Source organism: Streptomyces sp. NPDC101152, from assembly GCF_044768275.1.
In the GTDB taxonomy this organism is placed as follows: Bacteria; Actinomycetota; Actinomycetes; order Streptomycetales; family Streptomycetaceae; genus Streptomyces.
This window is the reverse complement of sequence record NZ_JBIWPO010000009.1, coordinates 182,369-202,675: the sequence shown is the minus strand read 5'-3', so window position 1 is coordinate 202,675 and position 20,307 is coordinate 182,369. Positions and strand designations below refer to the sequence as shown.

Here is a 20,307-nt window from a genome sequence, read left to right as displayed (position 1 = left end):
TTACGCGTCGGCCAGTTGGCGCTCCCCGGCCTTCTCGCGGTCCTGCCCCGACTCGGCGGACCCGGACGCCTCGGGCCTGAACGCCCACTTCATCTCCGGCTCCATCGCGAACCGGAAGACCCGCCGCACCGGACTGGTGCACAGCAGCGTGACGACGGCGCCCGCGACCAGCGTCACGAAGACCTCGCCGAGCGGCCCGTGCAGCCACCTGTGGTCGAACCAGCCGTAGAAGTCACCGGCCTTCACCACGAAGCCGTGCAGCAGGTAGCCGTACAGCGTGCCCGCGCCGAGCGCCGTGAACCACGTCCTGCGGCCCGGCACCCAGGAGAAGAAGCAGGCCGTCAGCAGCAGCGAACAACCCATCAGGGCGAGCACCATGAGCGGCCCTGACCACCAGGGCGCCCCCAGTTCCTGCGCGGAGTCGCGGTGGTAGAACCACGCGGTGTCCATGCGCGGCACCGCCCACCAGCCGACCAGCAGCGCGAGAGCGAACACGGGCACCGACAGCACCCGCACCGCGCGGGTGCGCACCCTGCGGAAGTGCTCCGGCCGCAGGCACAGGCCCAGCACGAAGTACGGCAGGAACTGCAGCACGCGCTGCAGGTCCAGGTCGTCGCCGATCTGAGGCGAGACGGTCGCCAGCATGGCGATCACGAGGGCGAGGGGCAGCGGCCAACGGACCGCCTTCCACAGCGGGGTGGTCAGCCGCCACACGAACAGCGCGACCAGGAACCAGGTCAGGTACCAGGGGTCCAGCAGACTGATCGGCATACCCGGGTCGTGGTCGCCGTAGCGCTTGAAGAGCGAGTAGGCCGTCTCGAAGAGGACGTACGGCACCGCCACCCCGGTGACCAGCCGGCGCAGCCGGTCGGGGCGCATGTCGAAGCTCCGGGAGAAGTAGCCGGAGATGATGATGAACGCCGGCATGTGGAAGGCGTACACGACGGTGTAAGCGGCCTCCAGGACGCGGCTGTCGCCCTTCAGTGGCTCCCAGGAGTGCCCCATGGCCACCAGCACGATCGCCAGGTACTTGGCGTTGTCGAAGAACGCGTCACGCCGGACGGATGCCGGCGGCCGGGCCGGGGGCGGCGGAGTTCTGAGGTGACCGGAGGGCGGGGCGGCGTCGAACATCTGCGGAACCCTAGCCGCGCCCGCGGGTATTCGTAAAACCGTCGACGGCATTCCCGCATAACGCCCGACATAGGGCCTTCAAATGCAGGTGAATTACGAAGTCGACATCACCGCCCGCTGCCCACATGCACCGGTTAGTCCCGATTGTTCACGACAAACCGGCCGAATACCTCCCCGCGTTGCCGTGCCGTGCCGCCCATTCCCGTCACCTGCGCACACGTTGTGTGGGCATGGAAACGACCTCGGGGAATCACGTCGGCGGGTGCACCCCCGAAATACCGTGCGGGAGGCCCGAGTCGGGTCCGCCCGGCCGGTCCGGAACCCATGGGCGGGGCAAAGCTCGCGCACAGTGTGACCGACGATGTCCCACCCGCCGCATACGCGGGCCCGGTTGGTGGCACGATGGTTCTGGCGGGGGTGTGCGGGCCGGGCACCCCCGGGCCGGGAGAGCGGACCGACCGAGGGTGTGATCAGTTGTGGCCATTTCACTGTCTGTGGTGCTGCTGTTGGCAATCATCCTGGTGGTGTTGATCCGGGGAGGCTCCATCAAGGCGGGGCCCGCCATCGTCGCGATCCTGTTCGGCTTCTTCCTCGCGTCGACCGGCATGGCCCCGTCGATCAACCGGTTCCTCAACTCGATCGCGGACACCATCAACCAGATCAAGTTCTGACCGCCGGCAGGCGGCCGGCGCGACCGGGCGGCGCAACGCGCCGGGGCCGGACCGGAGGATCTCCGGTCCGGCCCCGAGCCGTACAGAGCGGGCGACGGGAATCGAACCCGCGTAATCAGTTTGGAAGACTGAGGCTCTACCATTGAGCTACGCCCGCACAGCGCGCGCCGCTGGTCGGACGACCGCGGCACTGAAGGCATCGTAGCGGGTCGGCCCGCCTCGCTGCACACCCCGTCGCCACGCGGTGCCTTCCGGGCGCTCCGCTCGGCAAATGCGGCAGCCGCACTGTCTGCGGGCATGTACCCTACGTGTCGCACCAGACGGGGTGTGGCGCAGCTTGGTAGCGCGTCCGCTTTGGGAGCGGAAGGCCGTGGGTTCAAATCCCGCCACCCCGACCACCAGCCGGTCGACACCGGCCACCGGCACGATCACCCCCCGGTGGGCGTGTCCCGTGATCGCCTTTGGGGCGTGTCCTCGCTGCCGTTACTATGCAAGCTGCACGCCCGTGTGTCTCTCCTTAAACGAAGTAGTCCTCCGGGCGGCGAATCCGCCGGAGCCGCTCTGGCCCCGGCAGAATCCAAGAAGTCAGCCATCAAGGAGACCGAACCGTGAAGAGCGCCGTGGAGACCCTGAACCCGACCCGGGTTCGGCTCACTGTCGAGGTGCCCTTCGAGGAGCTCAAGGACAGCCTCGACGCGGCGTACAAGAAGATCAACCAGCAGGTCACGGTGAAGGGCTTCCGCAAGGGCAAGATCCCTGCCCGCGTCATCGACCAGCGGTTCGGCCGCGGTGCGGTCCTGGAGGAGGCGGTCAACGACGCGCTCCCGAAGTTCTACACCGAGGCGGTCAACGAGGCGGAGATCGACGTCCTCGGCCAGCCCGAGGTCGACATCACGGAGCTGAAGGACGGCGAGACGCTGAACTTCACCGCCGAGGTCGACGTCCGCCCGGCCCTGGAGATCCCGGACTACTCCGGCATCGAGGTCGAGGTCGACGCCGTCGAGGTCACCGACGAGGACATCGAGAAGTCGGTCGAGCAGCTCCGCGAGCGCTTCGCCTCCACCTCCCCGGTCGAGCGCGCCGCCGAGGACGGCGACGTGGTCACCATCGACCTGGAGGCCAAGGTCGACGGCGAGGTCCTCGAGGACGGCGTCGCCAGCGGCGTCTCCTACACCATCGGCTCCGGTGAGCTGCTCGACGGCATCGACGACGCCGTGAAGGGCCTTCAGGCCGGTGGTGAGGCCACCTTCACCTCCGAGCTCAAGGGCGGGTCCGCGGCCGGCAAGGAGGCCGAGGTCACCGTCAAGGTCACCCAGGTCGCCGCGCGCGAACTGCCCGAGCTGGACGACGAGTTCGCGCAGCTCGCCTCCGAGTTCGACACCCTCGAGGAGCTGAAGGCGGACAGCCGCAAGCGCCTGGAGAACATGAAGCAGTACGACCAGGCCACGCAGGCCCAGGAGCGCGTCCTGGAGAAGCTGCTCGAGCTCGTCGAGGTGCCCGTCCCCGAGAAGCTGCTCGAGGACGAGATCAACACCCGCAAGCACAACCTCGAGCACCACCAGCTCGGCCAGATGGGCCTCACCCTCGACAAGTACCTGGAGATCCAGGGCAAGACCGCCGAGGAGTTCGAGACCGAGACCCGTGAGGCCGCGGTCAAGGGCATCAAGACCCAGTTCGTCCTCGACGAGCTGGTCAAGCAGGAGAAGCTGAACGTCAACCAGGAGGAGCTCACCGAGCACCTCATGCGCCGCGCCGCCTCCTCCGGCATGTCCCCCGACCAGTTCGCCCAGGCCGTCGTCGAGGGCGGCCAGGTGCCCCTCCTCGTCGGCGAGGTCGCCCGCGGCAAGGCCCTCGCGGTCGTCGTCGAGGCCGCCACGGTCAAGGACACCAACGGTGAGATCGTCGACCTGGACGACGAGGAGGAGGACGAGACGGCCGAGACCGTCGAGGCCGCCGCCGAGGACGCGGACGCCGCCCCGGCCGAGGCCGCGGAGAAGGCCGCCGAGGCCGAGGAGAAGACCGAGGGCTGACCTGCCCACGGCACCTCGAGAACATCGCGCGGAAGGGTCCGGGGACGCGTTCCCCGGGCCCTTCCCCGTGTCCGGCGGGCAGCCGCCCGCCGCTACGCCCCCGGCGAACACCCCCGTTACCGGGATTCCCCGGAGGGACCAGCGCGTTAGGGTCCATGAGTACGAGGGCAGGGGAGTCCCGTTGCCCCCGGCAGTACACGTGAGACGGCCCGGCGCCGTCGTAAGACGAGCAGGTGGATACGTGACGAATCTGATGCCCTCCGCCGCCGGCGAGCCTTCCATCGGTGGTGGCCTCGGCGACCAGGTCTACAACCGGCTGCTCAACGAGCGGATCATCTTCCTCGGCCAGCCGGTCGACGACGACATCGCGAACAAGATCACCGCACAGTTGCTGCTCCTTGCCGCGGCCGACCCCGACAAGGACATCAACCTCTACATCAACAGCCCGGGCGGCTCGATCACGGCCGGCATGGCGATCTACGACACCATGCAGTTCATCAAGAACGACGTGATGACGATCGCCATGGGCCTCGCCGCCTCCATGGGCCAGTTCCTGCTCAGCGCGGGCACCCCGGGCAAGCGGTTCGCCCTCCCGAACGCCGAGATCCTGATCCACCAGCCCTCCGCCGGTCTGGCCGGTTCGGCCTCGGACATCAAGATCCACGCCGAGCGGCTGCTGCACACCAAGAGGCGCATGGCCGAGCTCACGGCCCAGCACACCGGCCAGACCGTCGAGCAGGTCACCCGCGACTCGGACCGCGACCGCTGGTTCGACCCGCAGGAGGCCAAGGAGTACGGCCTCATCGACGACGTCATCACCACGGCTGCCGGTATCCCGGGCGGCGGCGGCACCACCGGGGCCTGAGGCCCCAGGACAGCCCCCAGCCGACCGCCACAGCCCCTAGGAGACAGACAGTGAACGACTTCCCCGGCAGCGGCCTGTACGACCGCACACGCGCCGAGTACACGGGTCCCGCAGCCGAGTCCCGCTACGTCATCCCGCGCTTCGTCGAGCGCACCTCGCAGGGCATCCGCGAGTACGACCCGTACGCGAAGCTCTTCGAGGAGCGGGTGATCTTCCTCGGCGTGCAGATCGACGACGCCTCCGCCAACGACGTCATGGCGCAGCTGCTGTGCCTGGAGTCGATGGACCCCGACCGGGACATCTCGGTCTACATCAACAGCCCCGGCGGCTCCTTCACGGCGCTGACCGCGATCTACGACACGATGCAGTTCGTGAAGCCCGACATCCAGACGGTCTGCATGGGCCAGGCGGCCTCCGCCGCCGCCGTCCTGCTCGCCGCCGGTTCGCCGGGCAAGCGCATGGCACTGCCCAACGCGCGCGTGCTGATCCACCAGCCCTACAGCGAGACCGGCCGCGGTCAGGTCTCCGACCTGGAGATCGCCGCCAACGAGATCCTCCGGATGCGTTCGCAGCTGGAGGAGATGCTGGCCAAGCACTCGACCACGCCGATCGAGAAGATCCGCGAGGACATCGAGCGCGACAAGATCCTCACGGCCGAGGACGCCCTGTCGTACGGCCTGATCGACCAGATCATCTCCACCCGGAAGATGAACAACGCGGCCGTGCGGTAGCGAGAAGGCTGTAATGTCTGCCGCCCCTTGGCACGGTTGGTGTGCTTTGACACGCTGCACGTCACAGTGAACCGCGCCAAGGGGGGCCCGAACGGGGGGCCCGGCAAGGTACCGTCGGAATAGGCAGCACCAGGAGCCGCTGGATCTAGGCGTCTCCCAGGCGAAGGGGAAGCACACCGTGGCACGCATCGGTGACGGCGGCGATCTGCTGAAGTGCTCGTTCTGCGGCAAGAGCCAGAAGCAGGTCAAGAAGCTCATCGCAGGGCCTGGTGTGTACATCTGCGACGAGTGCATCGATCTCTGCAACGAGATCATCGAGGAAGAACTCGCGGAGACCAGCGAGGTGCGCTGGGAGGAGCTCCCGAAGCCCCGCGAGATCTACGAGTTCCTCGAGGGCTACGTGGTGGGCCAGGAGGCGGCCAAGAAGGCCCTGTCCGTCGCGGTCTACAACCACTACAAGCGCGTCCAGGCCGGCGAGAACGGCGGCGGCAACGGCCGTGACGACGCGATCGAGCTGGCGAAGTCCAACATCCTGCTGCTGGGCCCCACGGGCTCCGGCAAGACACTGCTCGCCCAGACCCTGGCCCGCATGCTCAACGTCCCGTTCGCGATCGCGGACGCGACGGCGCTGACGGAGGCCGGGTACGTCGGCGAGGACGTCGAGAACATCCTGCTCAAGCTGATCCAGGCGGCGGACTACGACGTCAAGAAGGCCGAGACCGGGATCATCTACATCGACGAGATCGACAAGGTCGCGAGGAAGAGTGAAAACCCCTCCATCACGCGCGACGTGTCGGGCGAGGGCGTCCAGCAGGCCCTCCTGAAGATCCTCGAGGGCACGACGGCCTCGGTCCCGCCCCAGGGCGGCCGCAAGCACCCGCACCAGGAGTTCATCCAGATCGACACGACGAACGTCCTGTTCATCGTGGGCGGTGCCTTCGCGGGCCTGGAGAAGATCATCGAGTCCCGGGCCGGCGCCAAGGGCATCGGCTTCGGCGCGACGATCCGCTCCAAGCGCGAACTCGAGGCCAAGGACCAGTTCGAGGACGTCATGCCCGAGGACCTGGTCAAGTTCGGCATGATCCCCGAGTTCATCGGCCGCCTCCCCGTCATCACCTCGGTCCACAACCTGGACCGCGAGGCCCTGCTCCAGATCCTGGTCGAGCCGCGCAACGCCCTGGTGAAGCAGTACCAACGGCTGTTCGAACTCGACGGCGTGGAACTGGACTTCGAGCGCGAGGCCCTGGAAGCCATCGCCGACCAGGCCATCCTCCGCCAGACCGGCGCCCGTGGCCTGCGCGCCATCATGGAGGAAGTCCTCATGTCCGTGATGTACGAGGTCCCGTCCCGCAAGGACGTGGCCCGCGTCGTCATCACGGCGGACGTCGTCCACTCCAACGTGAATCCGACGCTGATCCCGCGCGACGCGCGCAACGGGCGGGGGCCGGGAGAGCAGAAGACGGCGTAGAAGCGCAGTTCGGAAGTTGCGGGTGGTGCCCGGCACGTCACACGTGCCGGGCACCACCCGTTCACGCCGTTTGGAGCGACGATCACGCCAGGTTCACGTCATCAATTGAGGCTCGCATGGTTCGCTGATGGGATGAACCCGACCGCATCGGCCACACGTTCGAGTGGCTGTTGGCTGAGTAACGTGAGGGTTCCGAGTGAGGAAAGTGCAGCGGATTCTGGCGACGGTTGCGGTTGTTGTGGCGGCGGGGGGTGTCCCGCTGGTGACGGCTACGTCGGCGAGTGCCTCTCCGCGCGACTGCGAGGGCTACGTGGCCAGTGCGGGCTACATGGTGGGCCCGAAGGTGTGGGCGGCGTGTGGTTACAAACATCTCCTCGTCGGGGCGAACCCGCTGTGCATAACGAGGCTGGTAACCATCCACGTTGATGCCGCCACGGCACAGCGCGCGTGTGAGGTTGCCTGAAGCTGATTCACGAATGCGGCTGGTGCGCCCACGCAGTCAAGTGGGGCGCCCCAGCCGCTCGTTCGGATGCTTGTCCTGTCAGACCTTGACACGGACGTCGTCGCGGAGCTTGGCCGCGAGGGCCGCCGTGTCGTCGGTCGACGGGGCCGCGCCGGTGCTGAGCGAGGCGAGGCTGAAGGTCGTCACGTCGGCGACCGTGCTGTGGTCGCCCCAGATGCAGACCGGCATCTCGAAGGTCTTCGGGGCGCCCGCGCCCGTCGACGTGCTGCCGTTGTTCTCGAACTGGGCCACCTGGCACTTCATGACGCCGTTGGAGAAGCCCGCGGGGTGCACCACCTGCGGGCTGCCGAGCAGCTTGCCCTTGGTGGACTTGTCGGTGGCGGCCTCGGTCTTGATCTTCGCGAACATGGAGTCGACCACCGCCTCCGGATCGGCGATGGTGCCGTAGACGCCCTGGAAGGACAGGTTCGAGGCGGCCAGCCCGGTGCCCTTCGCGTAACCCGCGCTGACGTCCTGCGGGTTCTTCACGCCCCACTTCTCGAAGTCGGCCTTGTCCTTGCTGGTGAACGAGCCCGAACTGTCGGCGTTGCTCGACTTCTTGTACGTGCCGCTGATGACGGTCGCCGGCGCCGTCAGCTTGTGCGCACCGTCGTCCGCGATGCTGCTGCTGCCCTTGCCGCCGCCGATCACGAAGTACACGCCGACACCGATCGCCGCCACGACCGCCACCGCGCCGATGATCAGCCCCGTCTTCTTCTTGCCGCCGGCGGGCGCGGGCGGCTGCGGGACGGTGTTGTAGGGCTGCTGGCCGCCGTAAGGCGCCTGACCGTAGGGCGGCTGTTGCTGGCCGTACGGGTTCTGCTGCGGCGGCCCGCCCTGCGGGGGCTGCTGCGGGTAGCCATAGCCGGGCTGCGGGGCCTGCGGCTGCTGAGGGTAGCCATAGCCGGGCTGCGGGGCCTGCGGCTGCTGACCGTACGGCCCTGGCTGCCCGTACGGCCCGCCCTGCTGAGGCTGCCCGCCGTACGGGCCCGGCTGGTTGTAGCTCATTTCTGGGTTCCCCTCCAGATGCTTATGTGTTCCTGACATCCTGGACCAGGCGCAGCGGGCACATGGCGGCGGGGGCCCCACCGTTACAGAAGAAACGCGTTTCGGGACACCCCCGCGACACCCCTAAACTGACCCCGTGACCGAGAACGCTCAGCAGCAGCCAACAGCGACCGACCCCGAACTGCCGACCCAGTACGCGCCGGCCGATGTAGAGGGGCCGCTGTACGAGCGCTGGGTGGAGCGGGGCTACTTCGAGGCCGACGAGAAGAGCGACAGGCCGCCGTACACGATCGTCATCCCGCCGCCGAACGTCACGGGCAGCCTGCACCTCGGGCACGCCTTCGAGCACACCCTCATCGACGCGCTGACCCGCCGCAAGCGGATGCAGGGCTACGAGACGCTGTGGCAGCCCGGCATGGACCACGCCGGCATCGCCACGCAGAACGTCGTCGAGCGCGAGCTGGGCAAGGAGGGCAAGTCCCGGCACGACCTCGGCCGTGCGGCCTTCGTCGAGCGGGTGTGGCAGTGGAAGGCCGAGTCCGGCGGCCAGATCAGCGGCCAGATGCGACGCCTGGGAGACGGCGTCGCCTGGTCGCGTGAGCGGTTCACCATGGACGAGGGCCTCTCCCAGGCCGTCCAGACCATCTTCAAGCGGCTCTACGACGACGAGCTGATCTACCGCGCCGAGCGCATCATCAACTGGTGTCCCCGGTGTCTGACGGCGATCTCCGACATCGAGGTCGAGTACCAGGACGACGACGGCGAACTGGTCTCGCTGAAGTACGGCGAGGGCGATGAGACGGTCGTCGTCGCCACCACGCGCGCGGAGACGATGCTCGGCGACACCGCTGTCGCCGTCCACCCCGACGACGAGCGCTACAAGCACCTGGTCGGCAAGCAGATCAAGCTGCCGCTCACCGAGCGCACCATCCCCGTCGTCGCGGACGAGCACGTCGACCCGGAGTTCGGCACGGGCGCCGTCAAGGTCACCCCGGCCCACGACCCGAACGACTTCGAGATCGGCCAGCGGCACGACCTGCCGGCCATCACGGTCATGGACGAGCACGCCGTCATCATCGTCCACGGCCCCTTCCAGGGCCTGGACCGATTCGAGGCCCGCTCGGCGATCGTCGCCGCGCTGCGCGCAGAGGGCCGGATCGTCGCCGAGAAGCGGCCCTACGTCCACTCCGTCGGCCACTGCTCGCGCTGCAAGACCACCATCGAGCCGCGTCTGTCCATGCAGTGGTGGGTCAAGGTCGGCCCGCTCGCCAAGGCCGCCGGTGACGCGGTCCGCGAGGGCAAGGTCAAGATCCATCCGCAGGGGATGGAGAAGCGGTACTTCGACTGGGTCGACAACCTCCACGACTGGTGCATCTCACGGCAGTTGTGGTGGGGCCACCGCATCCCGGTCTGGTACGGCCCCGGCGGCGAGGTCGTCTGCGTCGGCCCCGACGAGGAGCCGCCCGGCACCGAGGCGGAGGGCTGGAAGCAGGACACCGACGTCCTCGACACCTGGTTCTCCTCGGGCCTGTGGCCGTTCTCCACGCTCGGCTGGCCCGAACAGACCGAGTCGCTCGCGAAGTTCTACCCGAACTCCGTCCTGGTCACCGGCTACGACATCCTCTTCTTCTGGGTCGCCCGGATGATGATGTTCGGCCTCTACGCGATGGACGGCACCCCGCCGTTCCACACCATCGCCCTGCACGGCATGGTCCGCGACCAGTTCGGCAAGAAGATGTCGAAGTCCTTCGGCAACGCGGTCAACCCGCTGGACTGGATGGACAAGTACGGCAGCGACGCGCTCAGGTTCACCCTGGCCCGTGGCGCGAACCCGGGCGTCGACGTCCCGATCGGCGAGGACTGGGTCCAGGGATCCCGCAACTTCGCCAACAAGATCTGGAACGCCACGCGCTTCGCCCTGATGAACGGCGCGACGGTGGACGGCCCCCTGCCGGACGCCTCCGCGCTGTCCTCGACGGACCGCTGGATCCTCTCCCGCCTCAACTCCGTGGTCGCCGAAGTCGACGCGTTCTACGAGGACTTCCAGTTCGCGAAGCTGTCGGACACGCTCTTCCACTTCGCCTGGGACGAGGTCTTCGACTGGTACGTCGAGCTGTCCAAGACGACGTTCCAGGCGGGCGGCGAAGCGGCCGAGGTCTCCAAGCGGGTCCTCGGCGAGGTCCTCGACGTCACGCTCAAGCTGCTGCACCCGGTCGTCCCGTTCGTCACGGAGACGCTCTGGACCACCCTCACGGGCGGTGAGTCGGTCGTCATCGCCGAGTGGCCGAAGGCTGTGTCCGTTCCTGGTGCTGACGCACCCGGCGGCTTCCGTGACGCGGCGGCGGAGAGGGAGATCGAGACCCTCCAGTCCGTCATCACCGAGGTCCGCCGCTTCCGCGGCGACCAGGGCCTGCAGCCGGGCCAGCGTGTCCCGGCCCGCCTGACCCTGGACGGCACGGCCCTGGCCCCCCACGAGGCCGCCATCCGTCAGCTCCTGCGCCTGCAGCCGGAGGGTGACTCCTTCGTGGCGACGGCCACCCTCCCGGTCGCCGGCGCCACGGTCGCCCTCGACCTGTCCGGCACGATCGACGTCGCCGCCGAGCGCAAGCGCCTCGCGAAGGACCTGGCGGCGGCCGAGAAGGAGAAGGCGCAGGCGAACGCCAAACTCGGCAACGAGGCGTTCCTGTCGAAGGCCCCGGACAACGTGGTGGAGAAGATCCGCACCCGCCTGGCCAAGGCGGAGGAGGACATCACCCGCATCCAGGCCCAGCTGGACAGGCTGCCGTCCGCCTGAGGACCCGGCCGTCGTCGAAGGCCCCCGGAAACGTCCAGTTCCGGGGGCCTTCGCCTACGTCTGTCAGTCCCGCTCCGTAGACTGGCCCCGTGAGTGAGAGCGACGACCCCTTCGACGAGATCATCGCGGCCGCGACCGACCGGGACCCGGATCTAGCGGTCATCGAGGCCGGCAGCCGGACCCTGCGCACCCAGGGCGGCCAGCCGCAGGCCGACGTGCCCGCCCGCCCCGAGGATCCCGAGGTCGACAAGGCCCTGCGCGAGGTCGAGGCGGAGCTGGCGACCCGGTGGGGCGAGACCAAGCTGGAGCCCTCGGTCACCCGTATCTCGGCGTTGATGGACGTCCTGGGCGAGCCCCAGCGCTCGTACCCCTCGATCCACATCACCGGCACCAACGGCAAGACGTCGACGGCCCGCATGATCGAGGCCCTGCTCGGCGCCTTCGAGCTGCGCACCGGCCGTTACACCTCGCCCCACGTCCAGTCGATCACCGAGCGGATCAGCCTGGACGGCGCGCCGATCTCCGCCGAGCGCTTCGTGGAGACGTACCAGGACATCAAGCCGTACATCGAGATGGTCGACGGACAGCAGGAGTACCGGCTGTCCTTCTTCGAGGTGCTCACCGGAATGGCGTACGCGGCCTTCGCGGACGCCCCCGTGGACGTCGCCGTCGTCGAGGTCGGCATGGGCGGCACCTGGGACGCCACGAACGTGATCGACGGTGACGTCGCCGTCGTCACCCCGATCGACCTCGACCACACCGACCGGCTCGGCGAGACGCCCGGCGCGATCGCCGGCGAGAAGTCCGGGATCATCAAGCAGGACGCGACGGTCATCCTCGCCCAGCAGCCGGTCGACGCGGCCCAGGTGCTGCTGAAGAAGGCCGTCGAGGTGGACGCGACCGTGGCCCGGGAGGGCCTCGAGTTCGGGGTCGTCGCCCGTCAGGTGGCGGTGGGCGGCCAGCTGCTCACCCTGCGCGGCCTCGGCGGCGAGTACGGCGAGGTCTACCTGCCCCTGCACGGCCCCTACCAGGCGCACAACGCCGCCGTCGCCCTCGCGGCCGTCGAGGCCTTCTTCGGCGTCGGTTCGCAGCGCCCCGAGCCGCTGGACCTGGAGACGGTCCGCAAGGCCTTCGCGTCCGTGTCCTCACCGGGCCGCCTGGAAGTCGTACGGCGCTCCCCGACCGTCGTCCTGGACGCGGCGCACAACCCGGCCGGCGCCCGCGCCACCGCCGAGGCCGTCGGCGAGGCCTTCGACTTCAGCCGGCTGATCGGCGTGGTCGGCGCGAGCGGCGACAAGAACGTCCGCGGGCTGCTCGAGGCCTTCGAGCCGATCTTCGCCGAGGTCGTCGTCACCCAGAACTCCAGCCATCGCGCGATGGACGCCGACGAGCTGGCCGGGATCGCCGTGGAGGTGTTCGGCGAGGACCGCGTCCAGGTCGAGCCACGGCTGCCGGACGCCCTGGAGGCGGCGATCACGCTGGCGGAGGAGGACGGCGAGTTCGCCGGCGGCGGTGTGCTCGTGACCGGCTCCGTCATCACCGTGGGCGAGGCCCGACTGCTGCTGGGGAGGGGCTGACCCGGTGCGTACGCTCTGTGCTTCCACGCTGATCGGCGAGTTCTTCGTGATCGGCTTCGCGGGTCTCGTCGCCATGAAGGACCCTTCGCTGTCCATGGCGACGGTGTGGACGGTCAGCGGTATCGCGATGTTCCTGTGCGTGGCGCTGTGCGGTGCGGTGACCCGCCCCGGCGGCGTGGCCTTCGGCTGGGCGCTGCAGGTCGCGCTGATCGCCTCCGGCTTCGTCGTGCCGACGATGTTCTTCCTCGGCGCGATCTTCGCGGCCCTGTGGTGGGCCTCGGTGCACTACGGCCGCAAGATCGACGAGGCGAAGGCGAGATTCGCGGCGGAGGCCGGCTCCTCTACACCTGACGCTGTGTGACAAAGGCCCCGACACGCCCTGTAATCTTCGGACACAGCGCATCGCCATTGATCCATAGGAGCCTGTCGTGACCCAGCGCACCCTCGTCCTGCTCAAGCCCGACGCAGTCCGCCGCGGCCTGACCGGCGAGATCATCAGCCGCATCGAGCGCAAGGCCGGCTGGCAGATCACCGCGCTGGAGCTGCGCACCCTCGACCAGGACACGCTCGAGCAGCACTACGGCGAGCACAAGGGCAAGCCCTTCTACGAGCCGCTGGTCGAGTTCATGGCCTCGGGTCCGGTCGTGGCGCTGATCGTCGAGGGCGAGCGGGTCATCGAGGGTGTGCGGGCGCTGGCCGGCCCGACCGACCCGATTGCCGCCGCGCCCGGCTCGATCCGTGGCGACTACGGCGTCATCGTCCGCGAGAACCTGATCCACGCCTCCGACTCCGAGGAGTCCGCCGAGCGCGAGGTGAAGATCTTCTTCCCCGGCCGCGCGTAGGGTTCTTCATCCGTCCGGACCATCCGGACTTCTTCCATACATGTGGCATATGCGCGGCGATCGAGGGAACGAGTGCCCCCGAACGCCCGTCTCCAGAAGCGGAGCCGCGCATCATCTGCTGACAATGGCGAAGACCCTCCCGCAGTGTTCGCGAAGGCGCGTCTACGATGGAAGCCTTCACGTCACAGCACCCACTTCGCCGACCTGACAAGCCCTCAAAAGCTCCCAGGAAGGCCAGACGAATCCTGATGGGGAACTCAATGTCGTTCATCGGCCGTGACATGGCTGTCGACCTCGGGACCGCCAACACGCTGGTGTACGTCAGGGGTCGCGGGATCGTACTCAACGAGCCGTCCGTCGTCGCGATCAACACGAACACCGGTGGAATCCTGGCGGTCGGCGCGGAGGCGAAGAAGATGATCGGGCGCACGCCCGGCAACATCGTCGCCGTGCGCCCGCTGAAGGACGGTGTGATCGCCGACTTCGAGATCACCGAGCGGATGCTGCGCTACTTCATTCTGAAGATCCACAAGCGGCGGTATCTCGCACGGCCGCGTGTCGTCGTGTGTGTTCCCTCGGGCATCACCGGCGTCGAGCGCCGCGCGGTGATCGAGGCGTCCTCCCAGGCGGGTGCGCGTCAGGTGCACATCATCGAGGAGCCCATGGCCGCGGCCATCGGCTCCGGCCTGCCGGTCCACGAGGCCACGGGCAACATGGTGGTGGACATCGGCGGCGGCACCACGGAGGTCGCGGTCATCTCGCTCGGCGGCATCGTCACCGCCCAGTCCATCCGCGTCGCGGGCGACGAACTGGACAACGCGATCATCCAGCACATCAAGAAGGAGTACTCCCTCCTCCTCGGTGAGCGGACGGCCGAGCAGATCAAGATCACGATCGGTTCGGCTTACGACCTGGACTCCGACGAGCACACCGAAATCCGCGGCCGGGACCTCGTCTCCGGCCTGCCCAAGACCGTCGTCATCTCGGCCGCCGAGGTGCGCAAGGCGATCGAGGAGCCGGTCAACGCGATCGTCGACGCCGTGAAGACGACCCTGGACAAGTGCCCGCCGGAGCTGTCCGGCGACATCATGGACCGGGGGATCGTCCTCACCGGTGGCGGTGCGCTGCTGCGCGGCCTCGACGAAAGGCTTCGGCGGGAGACCGGCATGCCGATCCACATCGCCGAGGACCCGCTGGACAGCGTGGCGCTCGGCTCCGGCAAGTGCGTCGAGGAGTTCGAGGCGCTCCAGCAGGTCCTGGACGCCCAGCCGCGCAGATGACGTAACTCTTCGATTCCGCCGTACGAGATGATCTCCTCTCGTGCGGCGGATCGTTGATATGGAGGCATAAGCTCCCCATGAGCCTCCGCAAGTCTCAGCGTCACGCATACCTGAACACCCGCACATTCCTATGAGGAAGGCACGGCCGCCGCACGTGAGGGACACGAGAGAGAGCCGGCTGCTCCTGGTGCTGCTGATCGCCGTCGCGTTCGCGCTGATCACGGTGGACATCCGCGGCGGGGAGAACTCGCCGGTCGACGGTGCCCGCCAGGCCGCGGCCACGGTCTTCGGCCCGATCGAGAACGGCGTGTCGCAGGCGGTCGACCCGGTCGGCAACGCCGTCTCCGCCATCCGCGACTCCGGCAGCAAGCACGACCGGCTCGCCCGACTGGAGCAGGAGAACGCGGCCCTCAAGGCGAAGCTCGGCAGCAACGACCGCAACTCCAGCCGCCTCAAGCAGCTCGACAAGATGATGCGGATCGCCGGCGAGGGCCAGTACGGCATCAAGGGCGCCGAGGTCATCGCCATAGGGGCGGCGCAGGGCTTCTCCTGGACGATCACCATCGACGCCGGCGCCAACGACGGCATCCAGCGGGACATGACCGTCCTCAACGGCGACGGACTCGTCGGGCGCGTGACCACCGTCGGCCCGAACACCTCGACCGTGCTCCTCGCCAACGACCCCGACTTCACCGTCGGCACCCGGATGGAGGGCAGCGACGAGCTCGGCTTCGCCTCCGGACAGGGTGACCGGCCGCTGCGCGTCGAACTCCTCAACGGCAAGGCCGAGGTGAAGAAGGGCGACCGTCTGGTCACCTTCGGCTCCCAGGCCGACAAGCCCTTCGTGCCCGGCGTCCCGGTCGGCGTCGTCTCCCGCGTCGAGCCCTCCGAGGGCGGCCTGACCCGCACCATCTACGTCACGCCCTACGTCGGCTTCACCAAGCTGGACATCGTCGGCGTGGTCGTCGAGGCCCCGAAGAAGGACCCGCGCGACACGGTGCTCCCGCCCAAGCCCCAGCCGACCCCGACGCCGACGGTCACCGTCACGGTCACCCCCTCGGCGACCGCGCCCACCAGTGGCCCGACCCCGTAGCTGTAGGAGCTGAATCCCCATGCGCGTCAACCGGATCCTGCTCTCCTCGGCGCTGGTCGTGGTCGCCCTGGTGATCCAGGTGAGCGTCCTCGCCCGGCTCCATCTGCCGGGCGCAGTACCGGACCTGCTGCTCCTGACCGTCCTGGGCCTGGCCATGGTGTACGGCCATGTCGGCGGCGCTCTCATCGGCTTCGGTGCCGGTCTGCTCGCCGACCTCGCGCCGCCGGCCGACCACGCCGCGGGCCGCTACGCCCTCGTCCTGTGCGTCATCGGCTACTTCGCCGGGCTGATCAAACCGGAGAACGGCAGACTCAAGTCGGCCACCGGCCCCATGGTGGTCGTGGTCGCCGCCGCGATCGGCTCGACCCTGCTGTACGCCGGCGTCGGCGCCCTGGTCGGGGACACCGCCGCCCGTCACGTCGGCATGGTCAGCCTGCTGATCACGGCCGCCCTCTACGACCTGCTGCTCGCCCCCTTCGTGGTCCCCGGGATCATGGCGCTGGCCCGGCGCGCGGACAACGACCCGCTCGCCGAGACCGGTTCCTCCACCAAGAAGGCCACCGACATCTCCTCCGGCTGGATCTCCACGGGCACCGGTCTCAGGATCGGCGGCCAGCGCGGCGGCCTCGGCGCCCTGAAGACCCGGGCCCGGACGCGGACCACGCGCGTGGGCCGCATCAAGGGGGTCAAGCGGCTGTGAGGGCGCGTCAGTTCACCGGAGCCGAGTTCACCCGAACGGCGCACTTTCCGCGGAACGACGCCTCACAGGTCCGTCGTTCATCATGCGTACGCGTTCACACATCCGCGCACTGAGAGGGGGAGGCAGCCGCAGTGACCAACATTCCCGAGACCGGTCGGACCCCACGCGTCCAGATCAGGCTCGTCGTGATCCAGATCCTCGTCCTCTCCCTGCTCGGCACGCTCGGCGGCCGCCTGTGGTACCTGCAGATCCGTGAGGGCGCCACCTACCAGAAAGAGGCGTCCGGCAACCACGTCCAGCAGGTCGTCCAGCCCGCCGTGCGCGGCTCGATCGTGGACGCGCGCGGAGTGCCGATCGCGGACAACGAGACCCGGCTGGTGGTCTCCGCCTCCCGCACCGACCTGCTCAAGATGAAGGACGACGGCAAGGCGGTCCTGACCAAGCTGGCCGGGGTGCTGGGCATGAAACCGGCGGACGTCCTGACGAAGGTCCGCCTGTGCGACGCCAAGACCCCCCAGCCCTGCTGGAACGGCTCGCCGTACCAGCCGATCCCGATCACCGACAAGGCCACCCCGCGCCAGGCCCTGCAGATCCGCGAGCGCTCCGAGGACTTCCCCGGCATCACCGCCGAACCCGAGGCCGTACGCCGCTACCCCTCACCCGGCCAGGCCAACACCGCCCAGGTCCTCGGCTACCTCTCCCCGGTCACCGACAACGAGATCCAGCAGGCCAAGAACACCAACTCGCCCTACCTGCGCTCCGACCAGGTCGGCCGCTCCGGCCTGGAGCGGCAGTACGACAAGGAACTGCGCGGCAAGGCAGGCGTCACCCGCTACGAGGTCGACAACCTCGGCCGGGTCATCGGCAAGGCCAAGTCCGACGCCGCCGAGCCCGGTTCGAACCTCGTCACCAGCATCGACTCCCGCGTCCAGCGCGTCGCCGAGTACGAGCTGGACACCGCGATGAAGGCCGCCCGCCAGCAGTACGACAAGATCACCGGCGAGAACTACAAGGCCGACTCCGGAGCCGTCGTGGTCATGGAGGCCAAGACCGGCCGCATCGTCGCCATGGCCTCCGCACCGACGTACGACCCGAACGTCTGGGTGGGCGGCATCTCCGCAAAGGACTACAAGCAGCTCACCGGCAAGGACTCCGACTACCCCCTGCTCAACCGGGCCATACAGGGTCAGTCCGCGCCCGGTTCGACGTTCAAGGTGGTCTCCACGGCCGCCGCGGTCGAGGCCGGCTACGTCTGGGACGGCGGCTACCCCTGCACCAGCTCCTACTCGGTGGGCGGCCAGGTCTTCAAGAACTTCGAGGGCGAGAACTTCGGCCCCATCTCCCTCGGCCGCGCCCTCGAGGTCTCCTGCGACACCGTCTTCTACGGCCTCGCCGACCAGGAGTGGAAGAAGGACGGCGGCATCAACCCGAAGAAGGGCCAGCCCAAGGACTACTTCTACAAGGCCGCCCACCAGTTCGGCCTCGGCAAGCAGACCGGCATCGACCTGCCCAACGAGGTCACCGGCCGCGTCCCCGACCGCCAGTGGAAGGAGGCCTACTGGAAGGCCAACAAGGACGCCTGGTGCAGGACCGGCAAGAAGGACGGGAGTTACGTCGAGCGGATCGCCTACGAGAACTGCCTCGAGGGCAACAAGATGCGCGAGGGTGACTCGATCAACTACTCCATCGGCCAGGGCGACACCCTCCTCACGCCGATCCAGGAGGCCATGATCTACGGCGCGCTCGCCAACGGCGGCACCGAGTACGTGCCCACCATCGGCAAGGCGATCGTCAGTGCCGACGGCAGGACCGTCCAGGAGATCAAGCCCAAGGTCAAGGCCAAGCTGCCGGTCAGCCAGTCCACCCTGCAGGGCATCGACAAGGCCCTCGCGGGCGTCATCACCAGCGGTACCGCCGCCTGGAAGTTCCAGGGCTGGCCGCAGGACAAGATCGAACTGCACGCCAAGACCGGTACCGCGGAGGTCTACGGCAAGCAGACCACCTCCTGGCTCGCCACCTACTCCAAGGACTACACGATCGTCATGACGATCGCCCAGGCCGGTACGGGCTCCGGCGCATCCGGTGAGGCGGTGCGCAACATCTACAGCGCGCTCTACGGCGTCCAGCCCGACGGCTCGATCGACAAGAGCAAGGCTCTGCTGCCCACGCCGCAGAAGGGCCTGCCCAAGATCAAGACGGACGGCACGATGGACTCGCCCAAGGTCGCGGGCGACCCGGTCCAGGACCTGCAGAAGGCCACCGACCAGAGCACGCCCTCCCCCGGCGGGACCCAGCCGGCAGGCACCACCCCCTCGCCGACGGCCACCAACCGCACCACCCGCAGGCGGCCGCGCAAGCGGGGAAGCCGGAGGATGCTGACATGACCGGAGCAAGCGGCTTCTCCGTCTCCGGGTACGGACCCAGGCCGGCCGGCTGGATGCGGCTGTTCGCCCGCGACTCCCTCACCCGCCGCCTCGACTGGCCGATGATGCTGTCGGCGCTCGCCCTGTCGGCGATCGGCTCGCTCCTCGTCTTCTCCGCGACCCGCAACCGCACCGAGATCAACCAGGGCGACCCGTACTACTTCCTGATCCGGCACGTCATGAACACCGGCATCGGGTTCGCCCTCATGGCCGCCACGATCTGGCTCGGCCACCGCGCCCTGCGCAACATCGTGCCGATCCTCTACGGCATCTCCCTGTTCGGTGTGCTGCTGGTCCTCACCCCGCTCGGCGCCACCATCAACGGCAGCCGCAACTGGATCGTCTTCGGCGGCGGCTTCTCCCTGCAGCCGGCCGAGTTCGTGAAGGTCTCGATCATCCTCGGCATGGCGATGCTCCTCGCCGCCCGGGTCGACGCGGGCGACCGGCCCCACCCCGACCACCGCACCGTCCTGCAGGCACTGGGACTCGCCGCCGTACCGATCATGATCGTGCTGCTCATGCCCGACCTGGGCACGGTCCTGGTTTTGGTGACCATCATCCTGGGTGTGCTGCTCGCCTCCGGCGCCTCCAACCGCTGGATCCTCGGCCTGATCGCCGCCGGCGTCGTCGGCTGCATCGCCATCTGGCAGCTGCACATCCTGGACACCTACCAGATCAACCGCTTCGCCGCCTTCGCCAACCCCAGCCTCGACCCCTCGGGCGTCGGCTACAACACCAACCAGGCCCGCATCGCCATCGGCTCGGGCGGGCTGACCGGCGCAGGCCTCTTCCACGGCTCGCAGACCACCGGCCAGTTCGTCCCCGAACAGCAGACGGACTTCGTCTTCACCGTGGCCGGCGAGGAACTGGGCTTCGCCGGCGCGGGACTGATCATCTTCCTGCTCGGCGTGGTCCTGTGGCGGGCCTGCCGCATAGCGCGCGACGCCACCGAGCTCTACGGCACGATCGTCGCCGCGGGGATCGTCGCCTGGTTCGCCTTCCAGTCCTTCGAGAACATCGGCATGACCCTGGGCATCATGCCGGTCACCGGCCTGCCCCTGCCGTTCGTCTCCTACGGCGGCTCATCCATGTTCGTGGTGTGGATGGCCGTCGGGCTCCTCCAGTCGATCAAGGTCCAGAGACCCATGTCGGCGTAGGAGACGGCGTCCGCCCGGCATTCGGGCCCGATGGC

The 20,307-nt window shown here is 68.5% G+C and carries 16 protein-coding genes and 2 tRNA genes; 15 read left to right on the top strand and 3 right to left on the bottom strand.

Annotated features, from left to right (window positions below; translation table 11 throughout):
- Positions 1-1,131, bottom strand: coding sequence for an acyltransferase family protein (locus ACIRVK_RS15185; RefSeq protein WP_404246962.1), 1,131 nt, complete (start codon positions 1,129-1,131; stop codon positions 1-3).
- Between the two features lie 476 nt (positions 1,132-1,607).
- Here ACIRVK_RS15185 and ACIRVK_RS15180 point away from each other — a divergent pair, with 476 nt between their 5' ends.
- Entirely contained in the window at positions 1,608-1,802 is a 195-nt protein-coding gene (locus ACIRVK_RS15180; RefSeq protein ID WP_404246960.1) for a hypothetical protein, read from the top strand.
- 86 nt (positions 1,803-1,888) lie between these two features.
- Here the strand turns inward: ACIRVK_RS15180 and ACIRVK_RS15175 are convergent.
- Positions 1,889-1,959: transfer RNA gene (locus tag ACIRVK_RS15175), tRNA-Gly, on the bottom strand.
- A 164-nt stretch (positions 1,960-2,123) separates the two neighbouring features.
- On the opposite strand from ACIRVK_RS15175, the gene ACIRVK_RS15170 reads away from it, so the two are divergent.
- From ACIRVK_RS15170 to clpX, 5 genes are all read left to right on the top strand, one after another.
- Positions 2,124-2,200: transfer RNA gene (locus tag ACIRVK_RS15170), tRNA-Pro, on the top strand.
- Positions 2,201-2,410: 210 nt separating this feature from the next.
- Entirely contained in the window at positions 2,411-3,832 is a 1,422-nt protein-coding gene (gene tig, locus ACIRVK_RS15165; protein WP_404246958.1) for a trigger factor, read from the top strand.
- Positions 3,833-4,085: 253 nt separating this feature from the next.
- The gene (locus ACIRVK_RS15160) at positions 4,086-4,697 is read left to right on the top strand and encodes an ATP-dependent Clp protease proteolytic subunit (RefSeq protein WP_404247122.1); all 612 of its coding nucleotides are present in this window, start codon (positions 4,086-4,088) and stop codon (positions 4,695-4,697) included.
- 50 nt (positions 4,698-4,747) lie between these two features.
- Positions 4,748-5,428: an ATP-dependent Clp protease proteolytic subunit gene (locus tag ACIRVK_RS15155; protein ID WP_133040990.1), complete on the top strand. Its 681-nt coding sequence runs from the start codon at positions 4,748-4,750 to the stop codon at positions 5,426-5,428.
- Positions 5,429-5,606: 178 nt separating this feature from the next.
- Positions 5,607-6,896 (top strand): ATP-dependent Clp protease ATP-binding subunit ClpX, encoded by a 1,290-nt coding sequence (gene clpX / locus ACIRVK_RS15150; protein WP_362989654.1) that lies wholly within the window; start codon positions 5,607-5,609, stop codon positions 6,894-6,896.
- 541 nt (positions 6,897-7,437) lie between these two features.
- Here clpX and ACIRVK_RS15145 read toward each other — a convergent pair.
- Positions 7,438-8,406, bottom strand: coding sequence for a hypothetical protein (locus tag ACIRVK_RS15145; protein ID WP_404246955.1), 969 nt, complete (start codon positions 8,404-8,406; stop codon positions 7,438-7,440).
- A gap of 136 nt (positions 8,407-8,542) precedes the next feature.
- Here ACIRVK_RS15145 and ACIRVK_RS15140 point away from each other — a divergent pair, with 136 nt between their 5' ends.
- From ACIRVK_RS15140 to rodA, 9 genes are all read left to right on the top strand, one after another.
- Positions 8,543-11,200: a valine--tRNA ligase gene (locus ACIRVK_RS15140; RefSeq protein WP_404246953.1), complete on the top strand. Its 2,658-nt coding sequence runs from the start codon at positions 8,543-8,545 to the stop codon at positions 11,198-11,200.
- 89 nt (positions 11,201-11,289) lie between these two features.
- A complete protein-coding gene (locus tag ACIRVK_RS15135; protein ID WP_404246951.1) occupies positions 11,290-12,777 on the top strand; it encodes a bifunctional folylpolyglutamate synthase/dihydrofolate synthase in 1,488 nt (495 codons plus the stop codon).
- A gap of 4 nt (positions 12,778-12,781) precedes the next feature.
- Positions 12,782-13,138: a DUF4233 domain-containing protein gene (locus tag ACIRVK_RS15130; RefSeq protein WP_404246949.1), complete on the top strand. Its 357-nt coding sequence runs from the start codon at positions 12,782-12,784 to the stop codon at positions 13,136-13,138.
- A gap of 67 nt (positions 13,139-13,205) precedes the next feature.
- Positions 13,206-13,619 carry a nucleoside-diphosphate kinase gene (ndk, locus tag ACIRVK_RS15125; protein WP_256781108.1) on the top strand — a complete coding sequence of 138 codons (414 nt, stop codon included), beginning with the start codon at positions 13,206-13,208 and terminating at the stop codon, positions 13,617-13,619.
- Positions 13,620-13,879: 260 nt separating this feature from the next.
- Positions 13,880-14,899 (top strand): rod shape-determining protein, encoded by a 1,020-nt coding sequence (locus ACIRVK_RS15120; RefSeq protein WP_004001297.1) that lies wholly within the window; start codon positions 13,880-13,882, stop codon positions 14,897-14,899.
- Between the two features lie 154 nt (positions 14,900-15,053).
- Positions 15,054-15,992, top strand: a complete 939-nt coding sequence (mreC, locus tag ACIRVK_RS15115; RefSeq protein ID WP_404246947.1) for a rod shape-determining protein MreC — start codon at positions 15,054-15,056, stop codon at positions 15,990-15,992.
- Positions 15,993-16,011: 19 nt separating this feature from the next.
- Positions 16,012-16,692 carry a rod shape-determining protein MreD gene (gene mreD / locus ACIRVK_RS15110; protein ID WP_404246945.1) on the top strand — a complete coding sequence of 227 codons (681 nt, stop codon included), beginning with the start codon at positions 16,012-16,014 and terminating at the stop codon, positions 16,690-16,692.
- A 131-nt stretch (positions 16,693-16,823) separates the two neighbouring features.
- Entirely contained in the window at positions 16,824-19,076 is a 2,253-nt protein-coding gene (gene mrdA / locus ACIRVK_RS15105; protein WP_404246943.1) for a penicillin-binding protein 2, read from the top strand.
- The gene (rodA, locus tag ACIRVK_RS15100) at positions 19,073-20,272 is read left to right on the top strand and encodes a rod shape-determining protein RodA (protein WP_404246941.1); all 1,200 of its coding nucleotides are present in this window, start codon (positions 19,073-19,075) and stop codon (positions 20,270-20,272) included. The genes mrdA and rodA overlap by 4 nt, the downstream gene beginning before the upstream one ends.
- Positions 20,273-20,307: the final 35 nt, after the last annotated feature.

Coding starts and splice junctions, on each gene's coding strand:
- ACIRVK_RS15185 (WP_404246962.1), bottom strand. CDS start 1,131: ATGTTCGACGCCGCCCCGCCCTCCGGTCACCTCAGAACTCCGCCGCCC.
- ACIRVK_RS15160 (WP_404247122.1), top strand. CDS start 4,086: ATGCCCTCCGCCGCCGGCGAGCCTTCCATCGGTGGTGGCCTCGGCGAC.
- ACIRVK_RS15145 (WP_404246955.1), bottom strand. CDS start 8,406: ATGAGCTACAACCAGCCGGGCCCGTACGGCGGGCAGCCTCAGCAGGGC.
- ACIRVK_RS15120 (WP_004001297.1), top strand. CDS start 13,880: ATGTCGTTCATCGGCCGTGACATGGCTGTCGACCTCGGGACCGCCAAC.
- mreD (WP_404246945.1), top strand. CDS start 16,012: ATGCGCGTCAACCGGATCCTGCTCTCCTCGGCGCTGGTCGTGGTCGCC.
- rodA (WP_404246941.1), top strand. CDS start 19,073: ATGACCGGAGCAAGCGGCTTCTCCGTCTCCGGGTACGGACCCAGGCCG.